The 26,886-nt window shown below is 68.2% G+C and carries 26 protein-coding genes; 12 read left to right on the forward strand and 14 right to left on the reverse strand.

Annotated features, from left to right (window positions below; translation table 11 throughout):
• Positions 1-31 precede the first annotated feature (31 nt).
• Positions 32-1,345, forward strand: coding sequence for a DUF4032 domain-containing protein (locus B7495_RS13575; RefSeq protein WP_088457050.1), 1,314 nt, complete (start codon positions 32-34; stop codon positions 1,343-1,345).
• A 480-nt stretch (positions 1,346-1,825) separates the two neighbouring features.
• Here the strand turns inward: B7495_RS13575 and rlmB are convergent, their stop codons facing one another.
• The 4 genes from rlmB to B7495_RS13595 all read right to left on the reverse strand — a co-directional run bounded on the left by rlmB (position 1,826) and on the right by B7495_RS13595 (position 6,189).
• Complete coding sequence (rlmB, locus tag B7495_RS13580) at positions 1,826-2,923, reverse strand: 23S rRNA (guanosine(2251)-2'-O)-methyltransferase RlmB (RefSeq protein WP_088457051.1); 1,098 nt, start codon at positions 2,921-2,923, stop codon at positions 1,826-1,828.
• Positions 2,923-4,338, reverse strand: coding sequence for a cysteine--tRNA ligase (gene cysS / locus B7495_RS13585; RefSeq protein ID WP_088457052.1), 1,416 nt, complete (start codon positions 4,336-4,338; stop codon positions 2,923-2,925). Before cysS ends, rlmB begins: the two co-directional genes overlap by 1 nt.
• Entirely contained in the window at positions 4,335-5,588 is a 1,254-nt protein-coding gene (ispD, locus tag B7495_RS13590) for a 2-C-methyl-D-erythritol 4-phosphate cytidylyltransferase (RefSeq protein ID WP_088457053.1), read from the reverse strand. Before ispD ends, cysS begins: the two co-directional genes overlap by 4 nt.
• Before the next feature lie 118 nt (positions 5,589-5,706).
• A complete protein-coding gene (locus B7495_RS13595) occupies positions 5,707-6,189 on the reverse strand; it encodes a CarD family transcriptional regulator (RefSeq protein WP_088457054.1) in 483 nt (160 codons plus the stop codon).
• 192 nt (positions 6,190-6,381) lie between these two features.
• Here B7495_RS13595 and B7495_RS13600 point away from each other — a divergent pair, with 192 nt between their 5' ends.
• Positions 6,382-6,924, forward strand: a complete 543-nt coding sequence (locus tag B7495_RS13600) for a hypothetical protein (RefSeq protein WP_088457055.1) — start codon at positions 6,382-6,384, stop codon at positions 6,922-6,924.
• 84 nt (positions 6,925-7,008) lie between these two features.
• Here the strand turns inward: B7495_RS13600 and B7495_RS13605 are convergent, their stop codons facing one another.
• Positions 7,009-7,689 (reverse strand): response regulator transcription factor, encoded by a 681-nt coding sequence (locus B7495_RS13605; protein ID WP_088457056.1) that lies wholly within the window; start codon positions 7,687-7,689, stop codon positions 7,009-7,011.
• Positions 7,686-8,840: a cell wall metabolism sensor histidine kinase WalK gene (locus B7495_RS13610; protein ID WP_088457057.1), complete on the reverse strand. Its 1,155-nt coding sequence runs from the start codon at positions 8,838-8,840 to the stop codon at positions 7,686-7,688. Before B7495_RS13610 ends, B7495_RS13605 begins: the two co-directional genes overlap by 4 nt.
• A gap of 183 nt (positions 8,841-9,023) precedes the next feature.
• On the opposite strand from B7495_RS13610, the gene phoU reads away from it, so the two are divergent.
• Complete coding sequence (phoU, locus tag B7495_RS13615; protein ID WP_088457058.1) at positions 9,024-9,683, forward strand: phosphate signaling complex protein PhoU; 660 nt, start codon at positions 9,024-9,026, stop codon at positions 9,681-9,683.
• A 60-nt stretch (positions 9,684-9,743) separates the two neighbouring features.
• Here the strand turns inward: phoU and B7495_RS13620 are convergent, their stop codons facing one another.
• Together B7495_RS13620 and B7495_RS13625 are read right to left on the reverse strand one after the other, a co-directional pair.
• The gene (locus B7495_RS13620; RefSeq protein ID WP_088457059.1) at positions 9,744-10,493 is read right to left on the reverse strand and encodes a phosphoglyceromutase; all 750 of its coding nucleotides are present in this window, start codon (positions 10,491-10,493) and stop codon (positions 9,744-9,746) included.
• A gap of 76 nt (positions 10,494-10,569) precedes the next feature.
• The gene (locus B7495_RS13625) at positions 10,570-11,754 is read right to left on the reverse strand and encodes a folate-binding protein YgfZ (protein WP_088457060.1); all 1,185 of its coding nucleotides are present in this window, start codon (positions 11,752-11,754) and stop codon (positions 10,570-10,572) included.
• A gap of 157 nt (positions 11,755-11,911) precedes the next feature.
• Here B7495_RS13625 and B7495_RS13630 point away from each other — a divergent pair, with 157 nt between their 5' ends.
• Positions 11,912-12,556, forward strand: coding sequence for a Pr6Pr family membrane protein (locus tag B7495_RS13630; RefSeq protein WP_088457061.1), 645 nt, complete (start codon positions 11,912-11,914; stop codon positions 12,554-12,556).
• On the opposite strand, the gene B7495_RS13635 is transcribed toward B7495_RS13630, so the two are convergent.
• Both B7495_RS13635 and B7495_RS13640 read right to left on the reverse strand, forming a co-directional pair.
• A complete protein-coding gene (locus B7495_RS13635) occupies positions 12,540-13,178 on the reverse strand; it encodes an FABP family protein (protein WP_088457062.1) in 639 nt (212 codons plus the stop codon). The two genes, B7495_RS13630 and B7495_RS13635, sit on opposite strands and share 17 nt — an antisense overlap.
• 171 nt (positions 13,179-13,349) lie before the next feature.
• Entirely contained in the window at positions 13,350-13,589 is a 240-nt protein-coding gene (locus B7495_RS13640; RefSeq protein ID WP_165791107.1) for a hypothetical protein, read from the reverse strand.
• Positions 13,590-13,686: 97 nt separating this feature from the next.
• Here B7495_RS13640 and B7495_RS13645 point away from each other — a divergent pair, with 97 nt between their 5' ends.
• From B7495_RS13645 to pstB, 8 genes are all read left to right on the forward strand, one after another.
• A complete protein-coding gene (locus B7495_RS13645; protein WP_088457064.1) occupies positions 13,687-14,379 on the forward strand; it encodes a response regulator transcription factor in 693 nt (230 codons plus the stop codon).
• On the forward strand, positions 14,354-15,271 hold the full coding sequence (gene mshD, locus B7495_RS13650) for a mycothiol synthase (RefSeq protein ID WP_240632255.1): 918 nt from the start codon (positions 14,354-14,356) through the stop codon (positions 15,269-15,271). Before B7495_RS13645 ends, mshD begins: the two co-directional genes overlap by 26 nt.
• 56 nt (positions 15,272-15,327) lie before the next feature.
• Positions 15,328-17,502 (forward strand): RNA degradosome polyphosphate kinase, encoded by a 2,175-nt coding sequence (locus B7495_RS13655; RefSeq protein ID WP_088457066.1) that lies wholly within the window; start codon positions 15,328-15,330, stop codon positions 17,500-17,502.
• The gene (locus B7495_RS13660) at positions 17,499-18,440 is read left to right on the forward strand and encodes an NUDIX hydrolase (RefSeq protein ID WP_088457067.1); all 942 of its coding nucleotides are present in this window, start codon (positions 17,499-17,501) and stop codon (positions 18,438-18,440) included. Before B7495_RS13655 ends, B7495_RS13660 begins: the two co-directional genes overlap by 4 nt.
• Positions 18,441-18,667: 227 nt before the next feature.
• Positions 18,668-19,762: a phosphate ABC transporter substrate-binding protein PstS gene (gene pstS / locus B7495_RS13665; protein ID WP_370028165.1), complete on the forward strand. Its 1,095-nt coding sequence runs from the start codon at positions 18,668-18,670 to the stop codon at positions 19,760-19,762.
• Positions 19,763-19,915: 153 nt separating this feature from the next.
• Positions 19,916-20,860 carry a phosphate ABC transporter permease subunit PstC gene (gene pstC, locus B7495_RS13670; protein ID WP_088457069.1) on the forward strand — a complete coding sequence of 315 codons (945 nt, stop codon included), beginning with the start codon at positions 19,916-19,918 and terminating at the stop codon, positions 20,858-20,860.
• Positions 20,860-21,951, forward strand: coding sequence for a phosphate ABC transporter permease PstA (gene pstA, locus B7495_RS13675; protein ID WP_088457070.1), 1,092 nt, complete (start codon positions 20,860-20,862; stop codon positions 21,949-21,951). The genes pstC and pstA overlap by 1 nt, the downstream gene beginning before the upstream one ends.
• A gap of 46 nt (positions 21,952-21,997) precedes the next feature.
• Complete coding sequence (pstB, locus tag B7495_RS13680) at positions 21,998-22,777, forward strand: phosphate ABC transporter ATP-binding protein PstB (protein ID WP_088457071.1); 780 nt, start codon at positions 21,998-22,000, stop codon at positions 22,775-22,777.
• 246 nt (positions 22,778-23,023) lie between these two features.
• On the opposite strand, the gene B7495_RS13685 is transcribed toward pstB, so the two are convergent.
• The 4 genes from B7495_RS13685 to B7495_RS13700 all read right to left on the reverse strand — a co-directional run bounded on the left by B7495_RS13685 (position 23,024) and on the right by B7495_RS13700 (position 26,789).
• Positions 23,024-23,914 carry an aminodeoxychorismate lyase gene (locus B7495_RS13685; protein ID WP_088457072.1) on the reverse strand — a complete coding sequence of 297 codons (891 nt, stop codon included), beginning with the start codon at positions 23,912-23,914 and terminating at the stop codon, positions 23,024-23,026.
• A 461-nt stretch (positions 23,915-24,375) separates the two neighbouring features.
• Positions 24,376-25,332 carry an anti-sigma factor gene (locus B7495_RS13690; RefSeq protein ID WP_088457073.1) on the reverse strand — a complete coding sequence of 319 codons (957 nt, stop codon included), beginning with the start codon at positions 25,330-25,332 and terminating at the stop codon, positions 24,376-24,378.
• Positions 25,329-25,910 (reverse strand): sigma-70 family RNA polymerase sigma factor, encoded by a 582-nt coding sequence (locus B7495_RS13695; protein WP_240632256.1) that lies wholly within the window; start codon positions 25,908-25,910, stop codon positions 25,329-25,331. Before B7495_RS13695 ends, B7495_RS13690 begins: the two co-directional genes overlap by 4 nt.
• A 249-nt stretch (positions 25,911-26,159) precedes the next feature.
• Positions 26,160-26,789: a DNA-directed RNA polymerase subunit beta gene (locus B7495_RS13700; protein ID WP_088457075.1), complete on the reverse strand. Its 630-nt coding sequence runs from the start codon at positions 26,787-26,789 to the stop codon at positions 26,160-26,162.
• Positions 26,790-26,886: the final 97 nt, after the last annotated feature.

Raw genomic sequence — 26,886 nt, forward strand, 5'->3', positions numbered from 1 at the left:
CTGACGGGCCTTTTCGATAGTTAGGCTCCTCATGAGCGGTTCTCTCAACATCACCTCCGCCACGGCCGATCCGGCCCTGCTCGATCTCCCCTGGAACGTTCCGCTGGATGCCTGGCCGAACGAAAACATCGCCTCGCTGCCCAAGGGCCTCTCCCGGCACCTGGTGCGCTTCGCCCACCTCAGTGGCCGTGTCGTGGCCATCAAGGAGACCACCAGTGAGATGGCCAAGCGGGAGTACGAGATGCTCCGCACCCTGCAGAGCCTGGAGATTCCCTGCGTCGAACCGCTCGCGGTGATCACCAACCGCACCGACGAAGACGGTGACCCGCTCAACTCGGTGCTGGTGACCCGGCACCTCAAGTTCTCGCTGCCCTACCGGGCGCTGTACTCCCAGGCCCTGCGCCCGGATACGGCCACCCGCCTCGTCGATGCCCTCGCCCTGCTGCTGGTGCGCGTGCACATGGTTGGCCTGTTCTGGGGTGACGTGTCGCTGTCCAACACCCTCTTCCGCCGGGACGCCGGGGCGTTCGCGGCCTACCTCGTCGACGCCGAGACCGGGCAGCTCTACCCCGGCGGCCTGTCGAACGGGCAGCGCGAGAACGACCTCGAAATCGCTCGGGTGAACATCGCCGGCGAACTGATGGACCTCGAGGCCGGCGGCCGCGTGGCCGACGAGCTCGACCCTGTGAACGTGAGCAACGGCATCGTCGCGGCCTACCGGCTGCTGTGGAAGGAACTCACCGGATCCGAGTCCTTCGCCAGCAGCGAGCGCTGGCGCATCACCGAGCGCGTGGAACGCCTCAACCACCTCGGTTTCGACATCGAGGAACTCGCGATCAAGACCGACGAGAACGGCACGACTGTGCGCATCCAGCCCAAGGTCGTCGACGCCGGCCACCACCAGCGCCGGCTGCTGCGCCTGACCGGCCTCGACGCCGAGGAGAACCAGGCCCGCCGCCTGCTCAACGACCTCGACTCCTACGGGGTCGCCTACGGCAACCCCGATGCCGACGAGGAGATGATGGCGCACGAGTGGCTGGTGCGGGTCTTCGAGCCCGTCGTGCGCGCCATCCCGCGTGAGCTCAAGGGCAAGCTCGAGCCCGCCGAGGTGTTCCACCAGCTGCTGGACCACCGCTGGTATATGGCGCAGAACGCGAACCGGGACATCCCGCTGGCCGAGGCCGTCACCTCGTACGTTCAGGATGTGCTGCGTCACCGCCGCGACGAGGCCACCGTCATCGACCCGCCCACCACGCCGATCGAGGTGCAGGAAGGCGACGACGACGAAGACCTCGAGTCTGACGAGGTCGGCGCCGACGCCGACGATTGGCGCCTGAACGTCTAACACAGCCCCATGAGTTGCGCCAGAATGCCCCTTCGGCAGGTCCGAAGGGGCATTTTGCGCGTTCTCGCGACATTTGGCTGCGCCGACTTGCGCCCAAAGACCCCTTCGGATGCTCCCCAGGGACACTGTGCGGCAACTCGCGCGCCCGTTCGTCCGGTCCGCCGAGTTGCCAGTTGAGGCCCTCTCGGGCGTCCGCAATGGGCGCCAACTGGCAATTCAGCATGAGGTCCGCCGACGAGTTGCCAGTCGAGGCCCCCTGACAGCGTCGCACTGGGCCTCAACTGGCAACTCACGCATCTGGGCCCACGACGTGGCGCACGCAGGGTCTACGGGACGGGACGCGCGGCACCCACCGAAGCACCCGCGTCCATATCAGCACGCCGTGAACCGGGCCACAGCACCTCCACCACCAACAAGAAACGGCGCAGACCGACCCCGAAGGGACGATCCACGCCGTTCTCAGACGAACAACCTGGCGGGTTAGGCCTCCGCCGCCGCGGCAGCCTTGGCGACCTTGGCCGCGAGGGCCTCGGCGCGCAGCTTGGAGATCTCGTACAGGGTGACACCGGCGGCGATTCCGGCGTTCAGCGACTCGGTGTTCGCGTTGATCGGGATCGACACGATGGCGTCGCAGGTCTCGGTGACGAGGCGGGACAGGCCCTTGCCCTCGCTGCCGACGACCACGACGATGGGACGCTCGGCATAGCCGAGGCCCAGCTCGGGCAGCTCGGTGTCGCCGCCGCCGTCGAGGCCGATCACGAGCATGCCGCGCTCCTTGAGCGCCTTGAGCGTCTGGGTGAGGTTGGGGGCCATGGCCACGGGCAGACGGGCGGCCGCACCGGCCGAGGTCTTCCAGGCCGACGCGGTCACGCCGACGGAACGCCGCTGCGGCACGATGACGCCGTGGCCGCCGAACGCCGCGGTGGAGCGGATGATCGCACCCAGGTTGCGCGGGTCGGTGATGCCGTCCAGCGCCACGAACAGCGGCTTGTGGCCGCGGCTGATGGTGAGGTCGAGCAGCTCGATCGGGTGCGCGTACTCGTACGCGGGCACCTTGAGCGCGAGGCCCTGGTGCACGGCGTCCTTACCGGAGAGCCGGTCGATTTCGGGGCGCATGACCTCGAGCACCGGGATGTTGCGGGTCGTGGCGAGCTTGAGGACTTCCTTGACCCGGTCATCCATTTCGATGCGGGTGGCCACGTACAGCGCCGACGCGGGGATCTTGGCGCGCAGCGCCTCGAGCACCGAGTTGCGGCCGGTGACGACCTCGAACTCGGCATCCGACTTTGCCTTGCGGGTAGACGAACCGCCGCCGCCGGTGTTGCCGGTTCCGGTGTTGCGGCCGGTGCGCGGGGCACCGGAGCCGCCCGGGGCGCGGCTGCGGCCGCCGCCGGCCGCGGCGAAGCGGTCCTTGGCGGCCTTGGCCTTACCGGCGGGGTGGTACGGACGGTCTTCGGCCTTGGGGGTGGGCTTCTTGCCCTCGAGAGCCTGACGGCCCTGGCCGCCGGAACCGACCTGCGGTCCCCTGCTGCCCTTGCGCACCGCGCCGGTGCGCGACTTGCGATCTGTGTTCTTCATCAGTCAAAACTCCAATGTGCACCCGACGGGGTGTCTTCGATGGTAATGCCGGCGGCGACGAGCTCGTCCCGGATACGGTCTGCAGCCGCGTAATCGCGGCTCTGCCTGGCGGTCTCCCGGTCGTCGAGCAGGCGCTCGACGAGGGCGGTGAGGGCCACCATGGCGGGTTCATCTGTCGCGACGGCCCAGCCGGGCGACAGGGGGTTGATGCCGAGGACTTCGCTCATCGCGAGAACCTGACCGCGCGCGGCCGCGGCCGCGTGCAGGTCCTCGGCGTCGAGGGCCGCGTTGCCGGCGCGCACGGTGTCGTGCAGCACGCCGAGCGCCTGCGGAACTGCGAGGTCGTCGTCCATGGCCGTGGCGAAGTCATCCGGCACGATCTCGACGCCGGAGCCGGCGAAGCGGGTGTCGGCCAGGCGCCGGTCGGCGCGGTCGAGGAAGCTCTCGATGCGTTCGAGGGCGGCCTCGGCCTCGGCCAGCGACCCCTCGTGGAAGTCGAGGGTGGACCTATAGTGCGCGGCGCCGAGGTAGTAGCGCACCACGATGGCGCGGGCCTGGTCGAGCAGCTCGGCCGCGTAGACCGAGTTGCCCAGCGACTTGGACATCTTCTGGCCGTTGGTGTTGACCAGGCCGTTGTGCACCCAGAAGTTCGCGAAACCGTCACCGGCCGCATTGGACTGGGCCAGCTCGTTCTCGTGGTGCGGGAAGCGCAGGTCGAGGCCGCCACCGTGGATGTCGAACTGCGGGCCGAGGTAACGAGCGGCCATGGCGGAGCATTCGATGTGCCAGCCGGGCCGGCCGGTTCCCCACGGGGAGACCCAGCCCGCCGAGGCAGGTTCGTCGGCCTTGTGACCCTTCCAGAGGGCGAAGTCGCGCGCGTCGCGCTTGCCGCGCGGGTCGGCGTCGGTGGCCGCTTCCATGTTGTCGGGGTTCTGCCGGGTCAGCTCGCCGTACGCGGGCCAGCTGCGGGTGTCGAAGTACACGTCGCCGGAGTCGTCGGCGGCCGGGTAGGCGTGCCCGTTGTCGATGAGGCGGCCGATGATGTCCTGCATCTCCTGCACACTCGCGGTGGCGCGGGGTTCGTAGGTGGGCGCCAGGATGCCCAGCTTCTGGTAACCGGCGGTGAACTCGAGCTCGAAGCGGTAGGCGAGCGCCCACCACTGCTCGGTGGTGCCCGCAGCGTTCAGGAGGATCTTGTCGTCGATGTCGGTGACGTTGCGGATGAAGGTGACATCGTTGCCGCGGTAGCTGAGCCAGCGGCGCAGCTGATCATAGACCAGGGCGCTGCGCAGATGACCGATGTGCGGCGACGACTGCACGGTGGGTCCGCAGACGTAGATTCCCACCTTGCCCGGAACGATCGGCAGGAAATCGCGAAGGGTCTGGGCCTTCGAGTCGTATAGTCGCATGCTCACTGGTTCAGTTTAGGCGAGGGTCGGTCGGATGCTCGGGTGGGGCTGATCGGGTGAAGCAGTGCGGTGGCCAGGGCGGCGATGCCCTCGCCGCGTCCGGTGAAGCCCAGAGCGTCGGTGGTGGTCGCCGATACCGACACCGGGGCGTGCAGGATGCCGGTGAGCAGTTCCTGGGCTTCGATCCGGCGAGGGGCGAGCTTGGGGCGGTTGCCGATGATCTGCACCGTCACGTTGCCGACCCTGTAGCCGGCCTCGGTGACCAGGCGCAGGGTCTCGGTGAGGAACACCTCGCCGTGTGCGTCGGTGAGGCGGGGGTCTGCGGTGCCGAAGACCTGGCCGATGTCGCCCAGCCCCGCGGCGGCGAGCATGGCGTCGCAGATGGCGTGCACGGCGGCGTCACCGTCGCTGTGCCCGGACAGGCCCCGCTCCCCCGGCCAGTGCAGGCCGGCCAGCCACAGGTCGCTGGTGTCATCGAAGGCGTGCACGTCCAGCCCCGTACCCACCCGCGGGTCGGTGGATGCCGGTGCGCCGACGTCGTCGCGGAGCAGGAGTTCGGCGCGGCGCAGGTCCCAGGCGGTCGTGACCTTGAATGCCAACGGGTCACCGGGGATGACGCTGACGGTGTTGCCGGATGCGGCGACCAGCGCCGCGTCGTCGGTGAGATCCTGCGCATCCGCTGACGGCAGGGTCGCGGCCCAGGCGAAGGCGGCGTCGAGCATGGCGCGGGGAAAGCCCTGCGGGGTCTGCACGGCGGAGAGCTGTGACCTGTCGACGGTGCCCAGGATGGTGGCAGCCGCGTCGACGCTCTTGATGGTGTCCACCACGGGAAGACCGGGAACAATTCCGTGGCCGGTGCTGCGGACGGCGGCCACCACGGCGTCGATCAGGGCGGCGGGGGTCAGCGCTCTGGCGGCGTCGTGCACGAGCACCACGGTGGCACCGGACCGCACCACGGCGAGCCCGCGGGCCACGGATGCCTGCCGGGTGTCGCCGCCGGCGACGACGTCGAGGTACCAGGCGGCGGGGCCGGCGACGCGGCCGGCGATGGTCCTGGTCTCGGCCAGGTGCGTCTCGGGCGCCACCACGATGACCTGGGCCGGTTCGTTCAGGCCGAACACGCCGGCGAGGGCGTGCTCGAGGATGCTGCGGTCCCCCAGCGGCACGAACGCCTTGGGCTGGTCTCTGCCGAGCCGGCTGCCGCTGCCGGCGGCGACGACGATGACCGCGACGGCGGATACCGGGAATTCAGTCATGTCTGGAGGCTATCTGGTGGGGCGCGGTGACGCAGGGTGGAAAGGGCTGGGTGAGGCTGGGGCTGAACGTGCGAAAGGCGGCACCGCGGGGTGCCGCCTGTCGTTGGAACAGGATCTTCTACGAGGCGAGCACCTCATCGAGCACGGTTGATGCCTGGTCCTCGTCGGTCTTCTCGGCCAGGGCCAGTTCGGAGATGAGGATCTGCCGCGCCTTCGCGAGCATCCGCTTCTCCCCGGCTGACAGGCCGCGGTCCTGATCCCGGCGCCACAGGTCGCGCACGACCTCGGACACCTTGATGACGTCGCCGCTGGCAAGTTTCTCCAGGTTGGCCTTGTACCGGCGTGACCAGTTGGTGGGTTCTTCGGTGAACGGAGCGCGCAGGACCTCGAAGACCCGGTCGAGGCCGTCCTGACCGATCACGTCGCGCACACCGACAAGATCGACGTTCTCGGCGGGCACCTCGATGGTGAGGTCCCCCTGGGTGACGTTGAGTTTCAAATACAGTTTTTCTTCACCCTTGATGATGCGAGTTTTCACCTCGGTGATCGTCGCAGCGCCGTGGTGGGGATAAACGACTGTTTCGCCGACTTCAAATAACATGTATTGATATCCCTTCAGCAACGTCTATGATACCACCCCTCCCCGGCACCCTTTTGAGGGGATATTCGCGGCTCATCAGGGTCCGCCCTGCCCGGCACGATTCCGTAAGGTAAACTCGAGCCAAATCTGCAGCGTTCACGCCACTTGGGCTGAACGCTGAACTCTTGTGGAGGTCTTGTGAGAGCGCGAACCATGGCAACCGTCGTAGTGGCGGCCGGCATCCTGTTGGGCACCAGCGGATGCAATCTGTTCGCCCCCCAGGCGACGACCATCCAGTACGACGCCAGCGACGGCGTCAGCGGGGACCTGGGCGACTTGGCCATCCGCAACGCGATGCTGATCACCGAGGACGGTGAGAACGCCAACCTCGTCGTGCACGTGGTGAACAGCGCCGACGAAGACATCGAGCTGCTCGTGCAGTACGAGGGTGTCGACGAAAAGGTCGACACGACCCTGACGATCGACGCCAACGCGACCACCGAGATCGGGATCCCCGGTGGCGAGAGTGTCGCCGTCCAGAACCTCAACGCAACAGCGGGTTCGCTGTTCCCGGTGTACTTCCAGTACGGCGACCTGACCGGCCTCGAGCTTCTCGTGCCGGTGCTCGACGGCACCCTGGCGGAGTACTCCACCCTGGTGCCCACCGAACCTCCGGTTCCCACGGTGACACCGACGGAGCCCGCCGCCGAGGTCCCGGCGCCCGCGGCGACACCGGAAGCCACCACGGCCCCGTAACTTCCGCGAACCGCATCACAATGCCCCGTGACCTTGGGTCACGGGGCATTCTGATGTTTCAGGGGCGGATGGCCGCCCGGCGGGTCAGGCCTCGAAGCGGTAGCCGAGCCCGCGCACGGTGACGAGCATCGTGGGCTCCGACGGCGTCGCCTCGATGCGCGAGCGGATGCGCTTGATGTGCACGTCGAGGGTCTTGGTGTCACCGAAGTAGTCGGTGCCCCAGACGCGGTCGATCAGCTGCCCGCGGGTAAGCACCCGGCCGGCGTTGCGCAGCAGGAACTCGAGCAGCTCGAATTCCTTCAGCGGCATGTTCACCACGGCGCCGGACACCGACACCGTGTGCCGTTCGATGTCCATCCGCACGGTGCCGGCGGCGAGGACGCCGTCATCCTCTTCGGCCGGATCGGTGTGCCGGCGCGACACAGCCCGGATGCGCGCGAGCAGCTCCCGGGTCGAGTACGGCTTGGTGACGTAGTCGTCGGCGCCCAGCTCGAGCCCCACCACGATGTCCACCTCGGAGTCCTTGGCGGTCAGCATGATGATCGGCACCGCGGAGCGGGTGCGGATCTCCCGGCACACCTCGGTGCCGGGGAGGCCGGGGAGCATGAGGTCCAGCAGCACCAGATCGGCACCGGCCTTGTCGAATTCGGCGAGGGCGCTCGGGCCGTCCTCGGCCACCGTCACCTCGTAGCCCTCCCGTTCCAGCAGGAAGCTCAGCGGCTCGCTCAGCGCCTGCTCGTCTTCAACAAGAAGGATTCGGGTCATGGGGTGTCTCCTGTCGCCGCTGGTGCGGGGTGGGTCGCCTCTGGCAGGCGAATGGTGAAGGTCGAACCATGGCCGGGCTGTGACCAGACCCGGATGTCGCCGCCATGGATCTGCACGACGTGCTTGACGATGGCCAGGCCGAGGCCGGTGCCGCCGGTGTTGCGGGACCGGGCCTGGTCGACGCGGAAGAACCTCTCGAAGATCCGGTCCAGGTCGCTCTCCGGGATGCCGACGCCCTGGTCGGTGACGGTGACCTGGATCACCCCGTCCGACACTCGTGCCCCCACGCCGACCCTGGAGCCCGGCGCCGAGTAGTGCACGGCATTGGCGACCAGGTTGTGCACGGCCATCACGAGCAGTCTCTCGTCGCCGTAGACCTTGGCGCGGGACTTCTTGCCCAACGCGATGGTGATGCGGTCGGCATCTGCCACGACCCGGTTCTGGTCGATGCCGGCGGCCACGATGTCGTCGATGTCGAGCAGTTCAGGTTCCCGGAGGGCGTCTTGGGCCTGCAGCCTGGAGAGTTCGATGATCTCCTGGGTGAGCCGGGCCAGCCGGCCGGCCTCGGTGGTGAGGCGGTCGGCGAAACGCCGCACCTGCACGGGCTCGTCGGCGGCGTGGCCGAGGGCCTCGGCGAGCAGCCCGACGGCGGCGATCGGGGTCTTCAGTTCGTGGCTGATGTTGGCGACGAAGTCCCGGCGCACCTCGTCGAGCCTGAACGCCTCGGTGCGGTCCTCCGCGAGCAGCAGCACGTAGCGGGAGCCCAGCCGGGCCAACCGCACCCGCAGGTGCATGCTCGCGTCGCCGAACGGGCCCCTGGAGAGCACCAGCTCCTCCGACACGGCCTCTCCGGTGCGGCGCACGCCGCGGGCCAGGTCCAGCAGCTCCGGATGGGCCAGCTGCTGGTTCACCACCAGCCCCATGTTCAACGCCCCCGGCGAGGACTTGATCACGTTGTTCGACGGGTCCAGCACCAGCCCGGCGCTCTCCAACGCGTCGAGAACCTGGTCTATGCCGTCCGGAACCGCCGGGTTGACCACCTCGGCGGCCCGCTTGCCGTGCCGTTCCGCGACATACAGCAAGGTCACGAACCCGGCACCGACGGTGAGGCCCAGTGCCAGAGACAGCAACACAAGCCAGGTCGATTCCATTTCACCAGATTAGTGACTCTGGCACGAGTCGATCGCGACGGCAAGGGTGGGCACACGCTACTTTGGTAATTGTTCAGTCGCACGGCACCTGCCGTTAACCCTCGTTCGCCAATATTGTTCGGGGGCCAGGCGGGTCTCATGCGTTCGCGCGCTTTGGCGCGACCAGGAAGGACCACAGACACAATGCGAGAAGTATTTCAGCAAGAGCTCGCCGAGGTGCAGGACCGCCTCGCCGAGATCGCACGCCTCGTGGCCATCTCCATCGAGAAGGCCACCCAGGCTTTCAACAAGTCCGATGTGGCGCTGGCCGAAGAGGTCATCGCCGACGACGACAAGATCGACGCCCTCACCGTTGAGCTCGATGAGCTGGCCATCACCATCCTGGCCCGGCAGCAGCCGGTGGCCCGGGACCTGCGGATCGTCGTGAGCGCACTGCGCATCAGTGCATCGCTCGAGCGGATGGGCGACATGTCAACGCACATCTCGCAGCTGGCCAGGTACCGGTTCCCCGACAAGGTGATCCCCAAGAGCCTGCGCCCGACGTTCGCCGAGATGGGCGCTCTCGACGTGAAGATCGCGAAGATGCTCGCCGAGCTGCTCACCACCGAGGACATGCAGCTGGCCGAGGACATCCGCAACGAGGACGACAAGGTGGACGCGTTGCACCTGAGCGTGTTCGACGCCGTGCTCGGCGAGACGTGGAAGGGCCAGGCCGCCGACACCGTCGACGCCACCCTCGCCAGCCGTTACCACGAGCGGTTCGCCGACCACGCGGTGTCGATCGCCAAGAAGGTGCAGTACCTGGGCACCGGCGACTGGCACCAGCCGACGCCGACCGAATAGGTCGCATCCGCACACGAAAAAGCCCCCGTCAGTGACGGGGGCTTTTTGTTGGGCTGTGGGTTACTTCTTACCCTGGGCCGCGACGGCGGCGGCGCCGGCTGCGGCAGCGGCGGGGTCGAGGTACTCGCCGGCGCCGATCGGCTTGAGGTCTTCGTCGAGGCGGTAGACGAGCGGGATGCCGGTGGGGATGTTCAGCTCGGCGATGTCGGCGTCGGAGACACCGTCGAGGTGCTTCACCAGGGCGCGCAGCGAGTTGCCGTGCGCGGTGACGAGCACGGTCTTGCCGGTGCGGAGGTCCGCGGCGATGTCGGACTCCCAGTACGGCAGCATCCGGGCGATGACGTCCTTGAGGCTTTCGGTGCGGGGCAGGTCGTCACCGAGGTCCGCGTAACGCGCGTCGTTAGCCTGGGACCACTCGGAGGAGTCGTCGAGCACGGGCGGCGGCACGTCGAACGAACGACGCCAGGTCTGGAACTGCTCCGGACCGTAGGTGGCGAGGGTCTCGGCCTTGTCCAGGCCCTGCAGAGCGCCGTAGTGGCGCTCGTTGAGGCGCCAGGAGCGCTTGACGTCGATCCAGAGGCGGTCGGCCTCTTCGAGGGCGATGTTCGCGGTCTGGATCGCGCGGGTGAGCACGGAGGTGTGCAGGATGTCCGGCAGCAGACCGGACTCGGCCAACAGCTCGCCGGCGCGCAGAGCCTCGGCCCGGCCCTGGTCGCTCAGACGCACATCCACCCAACCGGTGAAGAGGTTTTGCTGATTCCAGGTGCTGTTGCCGTGGCGGAGGAGGATGAGGGTATAGGGAGCAGACATGCTCCAACTCTAGCGAGGCGCACGCGGACACACCGTACCCGTCTGCGTGACGAAAGTCCCGCCGGATACCCCGCATTCAGCCGCGGGGAACCCGCACGCCCAACCGCGGCAACCGCGGGATCTCCGCCACGGACCCGGCCGACTCCGGCACGATGACCTCCTGGCTGGCGGTGATCGAGAGGCCCTGGGAGAGCACGTGCAGGGTCACCGTTCCCGGCACCGTGCGCTTGATGACGGCGAGGGCGATCGGTCCGAGCTCGTAGTGGATGGCGCTGGAGGTGATGGCGCCCACGGTGCGGCGCTCGGGTGCGGCGTTGGCGACGAACCTGTCGCCCTGCACCTCGTCGCCGTGCGCGGGCAACACCGAATCGGAACCGTCCAGGTGCAGCAGCACCAGCCGGCGCGGCGGGTGGCCGAGGTTGTGCACCTTCGCGACGGTCTCCTGACCGCGGTAGCAGCCCTTGTTCAGGTGCACGGCGCTGCGCAGCCAGTCCAGTTCGTGCGGGATCGTGCGCTCGTCGGCGTCCAGGGCGCCGCGGGGGCGCCAGGCAGCAATGCGCAGCGCCTCCAGGGCCAGGAGCCCCGCGGCCTGCACGGTGCCGGCGGCGATGGCGTCACGCAGGGCCGGCAACGCCGACCGCGGGATCAGGACCTCAGTCCAGTGCCAGGCGGCGCCGGGGTGGTCGGTGTCGGCGGCGTACTGCCAGCCGCCCGGAGCGACCTCTGACCACGGGTCGCGCCAGACCAAGGGCACCCCGTTCGGGCTCGCCGGGCCGAGCGGGAGCGCCGCGGGGTCTGCGGCCATGGTGCCGATGGTGGCGTAGGCGAGGGTGTGGTCCACCACCTGCACACGCAGGGTGAACCGCATCCGGTCGAGCCAGGCCTGCAGGCCGGGCAGCTCGGCGGCCTCGACGAGCAGCCAGCTCTCCACTCCGTCGTCGATCAGGGCGATGGCGTATTCGAGGTGGCCGGCGGGGTCGAGCAGCAGGGTCTCGGTGGACTGGCCGGGGGTGAGGCCGCGCAGCTCCTGGCTGGACATCGAGTTGAGCCAGGTGAGCCGGTCGGGGCCGGCGATGGAGAGCACCCCGCGGTGGGACAGGTCCACGATGGCCGTCCCGGCCAGCAGCTTGCGTTGTTCGGCGTTCGGGCTCCCGTAGTGCGCGGCGACGCCGACGTCGATGCCGTCGGCTTGCACGGCGCCGTCGAGTTCGAGAAGCGGCGACCCTGCGGCGGCTGCGAGCGGTTCGGCGGTGGTGGTCATCGAGCTCTCCTTCGGTGAATGCTCCGGGCGCCCTGCCGACGAGACCGCCTGAGCGCTGTCGACAGGGGGGAACTCCGGCCCATATGCTAGCCCAACGGTCTGAGCGGTCCCCCGTATTCCCCTCACGTCCCGGCCGTCACCCGGCAAGGAGCTATAAATGCGTCTTCCCGCCCGTTCGATCGCCGCACTCCGCCTCAGTGCGGCGGCACTGACCCTGATCGCCGTCGGCGCCACGTTCTTCTCCACGGCGTCGCGGGCCACCATCAACCCGTTCAACTTCTTCGGGTTCTTCACCATCCAGTCCAACCTCCTGGCGGCCGCCGCGCTGAGCGCCACCGCGGTGTTGGTGCTGCTCGGCCGGACGGCGCCGGCCTGGCTGGTCCTGGCCAGGGCGGCGACCACGGCATACATGATCGTCGTCGGCCTGGTCTACAACACCCTGCTTGTCGGCCTGCCCGGCGGCGTGGAGCTGCCCTGGGCGAATACCGTGCTGCACGTTGTCTTCCCGGTGTATTGCCTGCTCGATTGGGCGCTCGTGGCTGACCGGGGGCCGCTACCGTGGCGCCGCCTGTGGGTGGTGCTGGTCTATCCGGTGCTCTGGTGCGCGGTTGTCCTGGTGCGCGGCGCGACGGACGGCTGGGTGCCGTACCCGTTCCTGAACCCGGTGACAGGGTACGGCTCGGTGCTGCTCTACGTGCTGCTGATCGCCGTGGCCGTCATCACGGCCGGCGCGGCGGTGTTCGGGCTCAGCCGGTTGCGCCCGGTCACGGTGCGCAGCGAGCCGGTCAGGACGCGCGGCTGAGCCGTCCGGACGCGTGCGATTGCAGGTCCTGGCCGAGCGCGGCGATGTCCCATGCCCAGAGCAGATGGCTGTCGACGAGGCCGTAGAGCCGGGTGGCGGCCGCGTACGGCTTGGCACCGCTGGTCTGCACGATGGCATCGGTGGCGAGATCGATGCGCGGACCCTTCACCTGGCCGAGGTAGAGCTCGATGATGCCGCCAGGATGCACCAGGCTCACCTCGATGTCGAAACCCCCGTCGGTGTTCCGCAGCGTCTCCACGGCTTCCGCGGTCTGGAACGGCGCCGGCCCGACACCGGGCAACAGGCCGGGGCCGGGGTCGCCGGCCTCCTGGGGGCGGCTGAGCCGCCAATAGCCGGTTTCGGTCATCAGCGGGACCGGTGCACCGGTCGGGGCGACGGTGCCGTCGGCATCCGGGGCGGCCGGTTCGGGCTCGAGCCAGGTATACGAGCTGTAGTTCAGGTGCGGCAGACCGTCGTGGCTGAAACTGATCCGGTGCCCGAACTCACGGGTGACCTTCTTGCCGTCAACTGTGTAGTCGAGGATCCCCGACCCCTCCCAGACGCCGATCAGCCACGACAGCGGAACGAGTTCGGACGGGAGGCCGACCGGAAGTTCGTACACGCTGGGTTACCGCTGGCCCCGGAACAGCTTGAACAGCACGATGCCGGATACCCAGGCGATCGACAGGCTGGCCAGCGCGAGGAGGCCCAGGAACAGGATTTCGAGTGCGAGCGTTGACATGCCCCAACTCTAGCCGTTGGCCGGCCGGAAGCCGCCAGGTGAGGCGAAGTGTTATACGAGGCCGATCAGGGCGAACAACCCCGTCGCGGCACCGAGAACGAGCACGGCACCCACCAGGCTGAGCGTGACTCTGTGCACGTAGCCTTCCTTCTGCCCCGTGGACAGTTGGGCGGCGAGGGTGAGGATCGTACAACCGGCCAGGGACAGGCTGACCCACACCAGCCGGTCCGCGGGGGCGACAAGGACGCCGGTCAGCACCGCACAGACGACGGCGACCAACCAAATCATCACTACACTCAAACGCTTCCAGCTCACTGTCCCATTCTGCACGCCCGAGTCGCATTCCGTGGCACGCTAGTATGGGCCGCACGATACTTGGAGGACCTGCGTGGCGCAGCTGTTGATCCTGACCTCGGCCCTGAATAATGACGTTCTACCGGCCCTGGCGTTGCTGTCCCACAGCACACGACTCATTCCGGCCCAGGCCGATCAGCTCGTCACAGCGCCCGATTCCGACCTGATTCTGGTCGACGCCCGGTCCAATCTGATGGCCGCCAAGTCGCTCTGCCAGATTCTGCGCACCACGGGAAGCAGTGTGCCGCTGCTCCTGGTGATCACCGAGGGCGGTCTGACCGCGGTCAGTCCGGACTGGGGTGTCGATGACGTGGTGCTGGACACCGCCGGCCCCGCCGAGGTCGATGCTCGCATCCGGCTCGCCGCCGGCCGCACCCCGCACAACTCGCCCTCCCCCACCATCCGCGCCGCCGGTGTCGTCATCGACGAGGCCAGTTACTCCGCCAAGGTGCACGGCAAACCGCTCGACCTCACCTATAAGGAATTCGAGCTGCTCCGCTTCCTCGCCGCGCACCCGTCGCGGGTGTTCACCCGGGAGCAGCTGCTCAGCGAGGTGTGGGGTTACGACTACTTCGGCGGCACGCGCACCGTCGACGTGCACGTGCGGCGGCTGCGCGCCAAGCTCGGCGACCAGGAGTCCCTGATCGGAACGGTGCGGAACGTCGGCTACCGGTTCAACGTGTACGAGGAAGAAGGAGATCGTGTCCCGCACTCTGTCGGCGCCTGACCTGTCCGACGCCGCTTTCGCGGCGCGCTTCCACGACGTGGCCGATGCGGCTGCGCACACGGATGGCTACCGCCCGTTCAACGAACAGGCCTTGCTCGATGCCCGGTCGGGGCGGCGCAGCCCGCAGCTGCTGCTCGAGGGCGAAGACGCTGTCGGCGCCGCGATCGTCGGGGAGGGGCAGATCGCCCTCGTCGTGCATCCGCGCTATCGCCGGCGCGGCCATGCCACCGCCGCGCTCCGCCGCCTGTTCGAGGATGAGGGCGGCATGTCCGGCGACCTCACCGCCTGGGCCCACGGCGACCTGCCCGGCGCCCGCACCCTGGCCGACAGGTTCGGCTTCAGCGCCGTGCGCACCCTGCTGCAGCTGGAACGTCCGCTGACCGACGCCGACACCGAGGCCTCCCCTGTGCTGCCCGACGGTGTCGCCATCACCGGGTTCCGGGCGGCCACCGCCGACGAGCCCGGCGACAACGCCGACTGGGTGAGCCTGAACGCGCTGGTCTTCGCCACGCATCCCGAGCAGGGCGCCGTCACCGAGGCCGATCTGGCCGCCCGCATGGCCGAACCCTGGTTCGACGCCGGCGACCTGCTGCTTGCCCGGGCGAGCACGGATGACGCCGCGCCCGGACGCATCCTGGGTTACAACTGGGTCAAGATCGAACCGGGCGCCCCGCTCGGCGAAATCTACGTGCTCGGCGTGCATCCGGATGCCGCCGGCGCAGGCCTCGGTCGCGCCCTCATGCTGGCGGGCCTGGCCCGCCTCCGGCGGCGCGGCTGCTCGAGCGTGGAACTGTATGTGGAGGCCGAGAGCGCCGGGCCGGTTCGCCTGTACCGCAGCCTCGGATTCACCGACCGCACGGTGGATGTGCAGTACCACCGTTCGCCTCGTTAACGTTCCGTTCACCGTGAACGTCGCGCCCGCTCGGCGCCGGGTGTCAAGATGGACAGATGGACGGCGACAACATCCCAGGCACCTCAGGGCTCGAGAGCGAACTCGACGACGATTTTGACCCCCAGATCGGCAAAAACGATCCGGCGCTACCGAGCGAGCGGTACCTCGACCGGGAGCTGAGCTGGCTGGCCTTCAACCAGCGGGTACTCGAACTCGCCGAGGACCCGGCCTTGCCGGTGCTCGAACGGGCGAACTTCCTGGCCATCTTCGCCAACAACCTCGACGAGTTTTTCATGGTGCGGGTCGCCGGCCTCAAGCGCCGCATCCTCACCGGGCTGGCCGTGCCCACCAATGTGGGCCGAGCCCCGCAGGATGTGCTCTCCGACATCGCCGCCGCCGCCCACGTGCTGCAGGACCGGCACGCTCACGCGTTCCAGGAGCTGGTGCGCCCGGCGCTGGCCGAACACGGCGTGGACATCGTCACCTGGGACAGCCTGAGCGACGTGGACCGCCGGTCGTTGCGCGGCTACTTCGGCAATCAGATCTTCCCGGTGCTGATGCCGCTGGCCGTCGACCCCGCGCACCCGTTCCCCTATATTTCCGGTCTGTCGCTGAACCTGGCCGTGCGCCTGCACAGCTCCAAGACCGGCAAGCAGGAGTTCGCCCGCCTCAAGGTGCCCTCCATGCTGCCGCGCTTCGTGCGGGTGGACCGCACCGAGTCCGTCGACAAGGTGCGCTTCATCACCCTCGAGGACCTCATTGCCAACCACCTCGAGGACCTCTTCCCCGGCATGGACATCCTCGAACACCACGTGTTCAGGGTCACCCGCAACGAGGACGTCGTCATCGAGGAAGACGACACCGAGAACCTGATCAAGGCCCTTGAGAAGGAGCTGCTGCGCCGCCGGTTCGGCCCGCCCATTCGCCTCGAGGTCACCGAGGACATGGACGAGGTGACCCTGGGCCTGCTCGTGCGTGAACTCGACGTGACCGAGCAGGAGGTGTACAGGCTGCCGGCGCCCCTGGACCTCGGCGGGCTGTTCGATCTGCGCATCGACCGTCCCGACCTGCACTACACGAAGCACGTGCCCACCACGGCCGCGCAGCTGCTCACCGGCGAACCCAACGACGAACCCGACATCTTCCGCGCCATCAGCCGCGGCGACGTTCTGCTGCACCACCCGTACGAATCCTTCGCGACCAGCGTGCAGGCGTTCCTCGAGCAGGCCGCCGCGGACCCGAACGTGCTGGCCATCAAGCAGACCCTGTACCGTACCTCCGGCGACAGCCCGATCGTGGAGGCTTTGATTGCCGCCGCGGAATCGGGCAAGCAGGTTCTCGCCCTGGTGGAGATCAAGGCCCGCTTCGACGAGCAGGCGAACATCTCCTGGGCGCGCAAGCTGGAGAAGGCCGGCGTGCACGTGGTCTACGGCCTCGTGGGCCTGAAAACCCACTGCAAGCTGGCCCTGGTGGTGCGTTATGAGAAGGGCGTGCTGCGGCACTACAGCCACATCGGCACCGGCAACTACAACCCCAAGACCAGCCGCATCTACGAAGACATGGGGCTGCTGACCGCGGATGACCAGGTCGGCAAGGACCTGACCCGGCTGTTCAACGAGCTCTCCGGCTACGCGATCGAGAAGAAGTTCAAGCGCCTGCTGGTTGCTCCCCTGCACCTGCGCAAGGCCCTGCTCAAGCGCATCGCCGATGAAACCGCGAACGCGCTGGCCGGCAAGCCCGCCGGCATCCGCATCAAGGTCAACTCGATGGTGGACGAGGACATCATCGACGCGCTGTACCGCGCCAGCCAGGCCGGTGTGCCCGTTGACGTGTGGGTACGCGGCATCTGCAGCCTCAAGCCCGGCGTGCCCGGCATGAGCGAGAACATTCGGGTGCGGTCGATCCTGGGCCGCTACCTCGAGCACTCGCGGATCTTCTCGTTCCACACCCTGGGCGAGACCCAGGTCTTCATCGGCAGCGCGGACATGATGCACCGCAACCTCGACCGTCGGGTGGAGGCGCTGGTGCGCCTGGTCGACCCGCGGCACCTGGGCGAGGTGGATGCCCTGTTCACCCGGGCGATGGACGAGCGCACCTCGTCGTGGTGGCTCGACGAGAACGGAGAGTGGACCCGGCACCACCAGGACGCCGACGGGAAGCCGCTGGACGACATGCAGAACCGGTTGATGCAGCAGATCGGCCAGCGCAAGCGACCCGTGAGCCGCCGATGAGCGACCTCGCCCCCGTGTTCGCGGCCGGAGCCGTCTGTTGGCGCCTCATCGACGGCCGGATGCACGTGCTGCTGATCCACCGCACCGTGCACGGCGATATCACCATCCCCAAGGGCAAGGTCGACCCCGGCGAGACACTGCCGGTCACGGCCGTGCGGGAGATCGAGGAAGAGACCGGGCTGGCCATCGCCCTGGGCGTGCCGCTGGGCGTGTCGGAGTACCCGATGCCCAACGGCAAGGCCAAGATCGTGCACTACTGGGCCGCCGAGGTGCTGCCGGAGCACATTCTGCGCTCCACCTTTGTGCCCAACGGTGAGGTCGCCGCCCTGGAATGGGTGACCATCAAGAAGGCCAGGACCTACCTCAGCTACGCCCCGGACGTGGAGATCATCGACGCGTTCGCCCGCCTGGTGGCCCAGGGCATCACGAGCACCTTCGCGATCATCGCGCTGCGCCACGCCAAGGCCACCGCGCCGCACGACTGGTCTGGCCCGGACGCCACCCGCCCGCTCAGCGAACGCGGAGTGACCCAGGCCGCCGCCCTGGTCCCCACGGTGAGCGCCTGGCAGCCGCAGCGCATCTTCACCAGCACCGCCACCCGCTGCGTGACCACCGTGGCACCGCTGTCGGCCGCGACAGGGGTGCCGTTCAAGCGCACCGACCTGATCAGCCAGGATGCGTGGGAGCAGGGCACCTCCGATGTGCGCCACAACGTAGGCAAGCGCATCCGCGCCCGCAAGACCGCGGTGCTCTGCAGCCACGGCCCGGTGCTGCCAGACATCCTGCGCGAGATCGCCCTGGCGACGGGCTCCCCGATGACCCAGCAGCTGGGCAACGCCGCAGCGTTGTCGCCCAGCGGGTTCTCGGTCGTGCACCTCTCCAGCGACAACCCGAGCGCGGGCATCCTCGCCATCGAGACCCACCCGCCGCGCCTCTGACCCGGTTCTCCCAGCGCTCACAGACCCGACCGGGACTGCGGGCGCTGATGTGCGCAGCGCAGGTGGCACGAGGTCCACTCGACGGATGTCGTTTACCTCCCGTTCACCAAGGAGGGGGAGTGTCGTTAACCACACGGATTAGCGTCTACCGAGGGCCAGCACCGGCCCGAAGTTCGCAGGATTCTCCTGTGATCGCATTCCCTGTAGTCAACCTGAAAAGGATCCTTGTGAATCTCATGCGTTTTGGCCGCCCCGCGGTCATTGCTATTGCCGCAGCCCTCGTTCTTTCCTCCTGCGCCTCGAACGAAGCCGGCAGCACGGCTACCGACGACGCCGCCGACAGCACCCTCACCGGCACGATCAACGCCGCGGGCGCCTCCTCGCAGGGCTCGGCCCAGGAAGCGTGGATCTCCGCTTTCCAGACGGCCAACCCGGACGTCACCATCAACTACGACCCGTCGGGCTCCGGCGCCGGCCGCGAGACCTTCATCGCCGGCGGCACCGACTTCGCCGGTTCTGACTCCTACCTGAGCGACGAGGAGCTGGCCGGCACGTTCGCCGCTTGCGCCCCCGACACCCTCGCCGTCGACCTGCCGGTCTACATCTCCCCGATCGCCGTCATCTTCAACGTTGAGGGCGTCACCGACCTCAACCTGGATGCCGACACGCTCGCCAAGATCTTCACCGGCGCCATCACCACCTGGAACGACCCGGCCATCGTCGCGCTGAACGCCGACGCCGACCTGCCGGCCACCGCGATCACCGCCGTGCACCGCTCGGACGACTCGGGAACCACCAAGAACTTCGCGGACTACCTCTTCCAGGCCGCACCCGACGTGTGGACCGAAAAGCCGGCCGACCCGTTCCCGTACGCCACCGGTGAGGGCGCCCAGGGCACCTCCGGTGTCGTCGACGCCGTCACCAACGGCACCGGCACCATCGGCTACGCCGACGCTTCCCGCGCCGGTGACCTCGGTGTCGCCAAGATCAAGGTCGGCGACGAGTTCGTCGAGTACACGGCCGAGGCCGCCGCAGCAGTCGTCGACGGTTCGCCGCTCGTCGAAGGCCGCGCCGACAACGATCTGGCCGTCAAGCTGGACCGCCTCACCACCGACGCGACGCACTACCCGCTCGTTCTGGTGAGCTACGCGCTGGTCTGCACCGAGTACGCGGACGCCGAACAGGGCGCCCTCGTCAAGGAGTACGTCAGCTACATGGCCAGCGAGGACGGCCAGGCTGAGGCTGCGGCATCCGCCGGCGCCGCACCGCTGTCCGCTGACCTGCAGGCCAAGGTTGCCGCTGTCCTCGAGACCGTCAAGTAACTCAACATCCGCTGAGCTTCCGGCTTCAGTAACACCGCCCGGCAGGGCGATCGCGTTGCACGCGGTCGCCCTGCCGGGCACACTGAGGCTTGGGGTCCGGCTCAAGATCCACCCTTACCGGTATCACCTCACCCCTCCAGGGAGACGCTCGGAATGACGACCGCAGTTGACCGTATTGCGATCAAGGCCAAGGAACGACCGGGCGACCGCATCTTCTCCACCGCAACGGTGGTAGCAGGCAGCCTGATCCTGGCCATGTTGGCCGCCGTGGCCCTGTTCCTCTTCGTGCAGAGCATCCCCGCCTTCGTGGCGCCGGCTGACGCCTTCAAGGGCGACTTCAGCAACTTCTGGTCCTACGTGGCCCCGCTGGCCTTCGGTACGGTCTGGTCGGCCTTCCTGGCCCTGCTGATGGCCGTGCCCGTCGCCATCGCCGTGGCCCTCTTCATCTCGCACTACGCCCCGCGCAAACTCGCGCAGGGCCTGGGCTACCTCATCGACCTCCTCGCCGCCGTTCCCTCCGTGGTCTTCGGCCTCTGGGGCATCGGAGTGCTGGCCCCGATGGTGCAGCCGTTCTACGCCAACCTCGTCGACTGGTTCGGCTGGTTCCCGCTGTTCGCCGGCCCCGTGTCCGGCACCGGCCGCACGATCCTCACCGTGGCCATCGTGCTCGCCGTGATGGTGCTGCCGATCATCACCGCCATCTGCCGGGAGATCTTCCTGCAGACCCCGGTGCTCTACGAGGAAGCCTCGCTGGCCCTCGGCGCCACCCGCTGGGAAATGATCACCATGGCCGTGCTGCCCTTCGGCCGCGCCGGCATCATCTCCGCCGCCATGCTGGGCCTGGGCCGCGCGCTCGGCGAGACCATGGCCGTGGCCATGGTGCTCTCCCCCAACCCCGAGGTGATCTTCCAACTGCTCACCTCGCAGAACTCCAACACCATCGCGGCCAACATCGCGCTGAACTTCCCCGAGGCACACGGCGTCGGGGTCAACATCCTGCTGGCCACCGGCCTCGTACTCTTTGTCATCACGCTGATCGTGAACATGATCGCCCGCGTGATCATCAACCGCCGCAAGGCCTTCTCAGGAGCGAATTGATGAGCATCACCATGACCGCCTCCTCTCCCGTGACGAACTCCCTCACCGCCGGCAAGCTGCCCAAGAACGCCCCCATGATGGTGCTCGCCGCCAGCTGGCTGGTCGTGGGCGCCATCTTCGTGGTGATCTTCCTCTCCGGCGCCACCGAGAGCTTCAACTGGGCCGGCACGCTGTTCTTCGGAACCGTCCTGTACTGCATCGCCCTGTTCCTGTTCTCCTACTTCGTCGAGGGCACCCGCCGGGCCAAAGACCGCCTGGTCACCGCCCTGGTCACCATCGCGTTCGTGGTGGCGCTGATCCCGTTGATCTCCCTGGTCGGCACGACCATCGTCAACGGGCTGCCCGCCTTCATGACCCCCACCTTCTTCACCGAGTCCCAGCGGAACGTCGTGGGCGCCGGCGGCGGGGCCCTGCACGCCATCGTCGGAACCCTCTTCGTCACCGGGCTGGCCACCCTCATCTCGGTGCCGATCGGGCTGCTCACGGCCATCTACCTCACCGAATACGGTCGCGGCCGGCTCGCCCGCGGCATCACCTTCTTCGTCGACGTGATGACCGGCATCCCCTCGATCGTGGCCGGCCTGTTCGCCTACGCCCTGTTCTCGCTGCTGTTCAACGACCCCGGCATCCGGTTCGGCTTCGGCGGCTCGGTGGCTCTGTCGGTGCTGATGATCCCGGTGGTGGTGCGCTCCAGCGAAGAGATGCTCAAGCTGGTGCCCAACGAGTTGCGCGAGGCCGCCTACGCACTCGGTGTGCCCAAGTGGCTGACCATCGTGAAGGTGGTGCTGCCGACGTCACTGGCCGGCATCGTCACGGGCATCATGATCTCGATCTCCCGCGTGATCGGCGAGACCGCGCCGTTGCTGATCGTCGCCGGCTTCACCGCCAGCATGAACTACGACCTGTTCAACGAGCGGATGATGACCCTGCCGGTGTTCGTTTACAACCAGTACGCCAGCCAGGGCGCCGATTCGCAGGCCTACATCGACCGGGCCTGGGCCGGTGCGCTCACCCTGATCGTGATCGTCATGCTGCTCAACCTCGTGGCCCGGCTGGTCGCGCGCACCTTCTCCCCCAAACTCGGCCGCTGACGCAGCCGCCGCCCAGACTCCAGCTTCAACAGATTCGAAGGAACACATGTCCAAGCGCATTGAAGTCAACGACCTCGACGTCTACTACAGCAAATTCCTCGCCGTGGAGGGCGTGTCGCTGACCATTGAACCGCGCACGGTGACCGCGCTGATCGGCCCCTCCGGCTGCGGCAAGTCCACGTTCCTGCGCACCCTCAACCGCATGCACGAGGTCATCCCCGGCGCTCACGTCGACGGTGAAGTGCTCATCGACGGCAACAACCTCTACGGCCCCGGCGTCGACCCGGTGCTCGTCCGCCGTCAGGTCGGCATGGTGTTCCAGCGGCCCAACCCGTTCCCCACCATGTCGATCGGTGACAACGTTCTGGCCGGCGTCAAGCTGAACAACCGTCGGATGGCCAAGAGCGACGCCGACGCGCTGATCGAACGCTCGCTGAGCGGCGCGAACCTCTGGAACGAGGTGAAGGACCGCCTGGACAAGCCCGGCTCGAGCCTCTCCGGCGGCCAGCAGCAGCGTCTCTGCATCGCCCGCGCCATCGCCGTGCAGCCCGACGTGATCCTGATGGACGAGCCCTGCTCGGCGCTCGACCCGATCTCCACCCTCGCGATCGAGGACCTCATCGAAGAGATGAAGACCGACTACACGATCGTCATCGTGACGCACAACATGCAGCAGGCCTCGCGGGTTTCGGACCGCACCGCGTTCTTCAACATCGCGGGCACCGGCAAGCCGGGCAAGCTCATCGAGTACGACGACACCACCACGATCTTCTCCAATCCCACCGTGCAGGCCACCGAGGACTACGTCTCCGGCCGCTTCGGCTAACCACGCACCCGTTGCTCCCGCCGCCCGGTCGACCCCAAGGTCGCCCGGGCGGTCTTTCGTCCCCGCCGTGCGTGTTCCCCGTCTACCACCGTCGTGTCGCGAAAGCGGCCAAACGGTCACCTCGTGCCCCGCGAAGCAGCCACGCGGCCGCTCTCGCGGAACCGTCGTGTCGCGAGAGCGGCCAAACGGTCACCTCGTGCCCCGCGAAGCAGCCACGCGGCCGCTCTCGCGCGACGGGTGGCTGCGCTAGGCGCCGGTGCGGGCCAGCAGGGACGCGTTCAGGGCGCGGGTGAGCTCGGTGTCGTGGGGGAACTCCACGCCGTCCAGGGCGATCACAGCGACCGCGAGACGCACGCTGGAGACCAGCCACGCCGCATCCGCCGCCCGCAGCTCATCGACCGTGACATCGCGGTACTCGACGCTCTCCCCGTGCGCGGTGAGGTACTCGAACACGCTCTGCTGGGTGGTGCCGTGCAGGATGGCGCCGCTCGGCGCCGGAGTGACGTAACGGCCGTCGATGCGCAGAATCACGCTCGACGTGGGGCCCTCCATGACATAGCCGTCGTGGGTGAGGAAGATAGTGTCATCGGCGCCACGGCGCTTGGCCTCGCGCAGGGCAGCCATATTGATGGCATAGCTGAGGGTCTTGGCGCCCATCAGCAGCCAGGGTGCCTGCTCGGCGACCCCGCGCGGGTAGCCGCGGTCGAGGGTGATCACCCTGATGCCGTGCTCGCGCACCGCGGTGAAGTCGGCGGCGCGGGTGGCGTGCAGCCAGGCGGTGGGCGCGGGTCCGTTCTCGACGCCGCGGCTGAGCACGAACTTGAGCGCCAGTTCGCCCTCGCCGGGGATCCGGGCCACTGCATAGGCGATCGCAGCGCGCCACTGGGCGGGGTTGGGCACCGGCAGGTCGCAGATCTGGGCGGAGTTGATGAGCCGGCTGATGTGCGGCTCAACCTCTTGCGGGTGCCCGTTGACCACGCTGAGGGTCTCGAAGATGCCGTCGCCGCGTTGGGTGCTCAGCTCGGCGACCCGCAGTGCCGGGGCGCCGGAGTCGATCTCGTGGAACGTGTCCACGAAGTCGGTGCGGGTGGAGTCGGCCGGCTCCGGGTCGATGAGCAGCGTGAAAGGCAGGGTCATGTCTCGAGCCTACCCACCCGGCGCAGCCGGCCTCCAGCTCTAGGGCACACAGCGAGCATGCGCCAGCGAGTTGCCATTTGGCGCCCCTTCCGGCTCCCTGAAGGGGCCCGAACCGGCAACTCACCGCTGGGTGCGGGGCGGACTTGCCAGTTGCTGCCCCTTCCGGCGGGGGGGCTTTGCGGCAAGTAAGGATGCTGCCGGCCAGCGACTTCGGTCAAGGTACCGCTTCAGGGCCCCGGACGGGAGACTTTGCGGCAAGTCGGGGTCATCGGGATGCTGGCCTCGCGCCACGCGGGCCGGCGCCGACCGGCACGGGCAGGTACGGGCAGGCCCGGGCGGGTACGTGCCGGCCGGGCAGGTACGTGCCGGCCGGGCAGGTACGTGCCGGCCGGGCAGGTACGTGCCGGCCCGGTCCGGACCGGCAGGTGCCGGCACCGGGTGCGGGCCCGTTGGCGAGCGAGCTAGCTCTGGATGGCGACGATCGGGTCGCTGGTGGGCTGCTCGGATCCACCCGAGGGTTCCACCGTGACACCGACGGCGTCGCCGGCGGACATGGTGCCGTCGAGCACCCGCCAGGCGGTGCCGGAGCCGTCGGAGTCGAAGGTGCCCGCCGGGACGGGCCCTGCGGTTCCGATGTACCAGAGCTGGTAGTCCTGGTCGTCGCCGAGGGCGGGCAGGTCGTCGACGATGATCGCGGACAGGCCGAGCTCTCCGGACCACACCAGCGTGGCATCCTGGCCGTCGGCGGTCTTGGTCGACGCCCGCTGGCTGTCGGAGGCCGCGTTGATCTCGGCGAGGCTGGCGGCCTGCTCTTGGGCGAAGTCCTGGCTGGGATCGCCGTAGAGGGCTTGGCCGGCGAACGTGCCGCCGACGAAGAGGGCGGCGGCGGCCGCTGCCGCGACGAGGTACCCGGCGGGACGCTGGAACCAGCGGCGCTGGGCCCGTTCGGCGGCAGAGCCCGGGGCGCCGGCGGATCCCTTACCGGCGGCGAACTTGTCGGCCGAGGATGCCGAAGTCGAGGCGCTGCCCGGAACGGCAGCGGCACGAGCGGACGCGGAACCGATCGGGATGGCCGCGGGCGGCGCATCCGTCGTGGCGGTGGGTTCGTCAGGAGTCACCGAGTCGGCCGCGGGCGGGAGCGGGGAGAGCTGCGGGGTGGAGGCCAGCTGGGCCATCAGGCCGGCCTTGAGCGCGCTGGAGGGCTGCACAGGCGCCACCGACAGACTGAGGGCCACGGCGGTGTCGCTGAGTTCGGCGGCCTCGATGCGGGCCTGCTCCGACTGAGCCAGGTACCGCTCGTATTCGGCGGCCTCGTCGGCGCTGAGGGCGTGCAGGGCGTATGCGCCGGCCAGGTCGGCCGGGTTGTTGGTGGGACCGTTGCCGGTCAGATCGGTATCGGGCTTGTCGGTGTCGCTCATGCGCCCACCCCCAGTTCATCTCGCAGACGAATTAACCCGTCGCGCAGCCGGGTTTTCACGGTGCCGAGCGGGATGTGCAGGTGGTCGGCGACCTCACGGTGACTGTAACCGCTGAAGTACGACAGGCTCACGGCCTGGCGTTGCAGTTCGGTCAGTCTGGACATTGCCTTCTCCACCCTTTCATGCTCGATTTTGACCTCGACGGTTTCGGCGACGTGGTCATAGGGCACCGCGAGGTCGCGGATTCCGATTTTGGTGTCCCGGTCGCGGCCGGCCTGCGACGACCGAATCCGGTCGATCGCACGTCGGTGCGCCATGGTCATGATCCAGGTCGAGGCCCCGCCACGCTGCGACTCGTACCGCGATGCCGTCTGCCAGATCTCCAGGAAAATCTCCTGGGTCACTTCCTCCGACTGTGCGTGATCGATCAGTACGCGCTTGACAAGGCCAAGCACCCGTGGAGCGATCTGGTCGTAAAGCTCACCGAAAGCCGATTGGTCGCCTTCGGCTACCCGAGCGAGCAGCTCTTCTTTCGAAGGCGCTGTCGACGAGGCGTCGAGGTCGAACTCAGCAGTCATGAGATCCAGCATGTCAGGTCCAGTCCCCTTCCATGCTTAGGGTTCGGTACCGAGTCCCTGCTGGATTGGTCTGGAGCGAAAAAGATCCGCCCGGGTGGCCGCCGGGCAAAGTGAAGGCCGGACCGCAGAACGCCTCTCGGCGTGAGGCCGTTCTAGACGGCGAATATTGGAGCCCGGGGTTACTACGGTCCGGCCAGCATCAAGTGTAAACGACATCGGCTGAGAGTTCATTCCGGGATGCCCGGGAAATTATTCGAGGGAGTCGCTGCGCCACAGCCGGGCGCAGGAGGTGAACTCCTGCGCGGTAGTGGAGAACCGCAGGGCCCGGGTGGTCAGCTCCGAGGAACGGCCAGGTTCGGTGCTGTCCAGGTCGTCGGCGACACTCGCGCAGCCGGCGCCGATCACCCGGCAGAAGGCGGCTGCCCGGTCCAGGGCGACGGCGAAGTCGCCGGTGAATACGCCCCGGAGGATCTCGTCGGCGAGCAGGATGATCTCGGCTGGACCGGTCGGCACGGCCGCACCGGCGACGAGGGGGTCGATGGTGACGGCCACGTCGATACCGCGCTGGTAAAGGAACGCCGTGCCATCGGCATCCTGCCGGATCAGCAACCGCACCAGGTAGATGCGCCAGAGCGCGCCCGGCAGGCTGCGCGGCGTGGCCCGCGACCACAGCTCCGCCACCGCGTCTATGCCGTGCTCGTCGGTGTACGCCACCAGGCGCTCCACGACCTCGGGGTCGGGGCTGTCACGCACCCTGGCGATCAACGCCTGGGCGGTCTCGTGGGCGACCCGGCTGATCTGCGCGGGATCTTCGCCGCCCATCATCGATTCGAACTTGGCGCCCGAGAACTGGGTGGGCTTGTGGAAATCGTCGGCCATCGCTCTCCTCCTGGCTTTCAGGGCAGCGTAGTCGGGTACGTCGCCGGTTGGTGTGGGTGTTGCCGGCCGACGTCTGTGGCGGATGCATCCACGCTAG

The organism is Cryobacterium sp. LW097 (assembly GCF_002205495.2).
GTDB classification, from domain to species: domain Bacteria; phylum Actinomycetota; class Actinomycetes; order Actinomycetales; family Microbacteriaceae; genus Cryobacterium; species Cryobacterium zongtaii.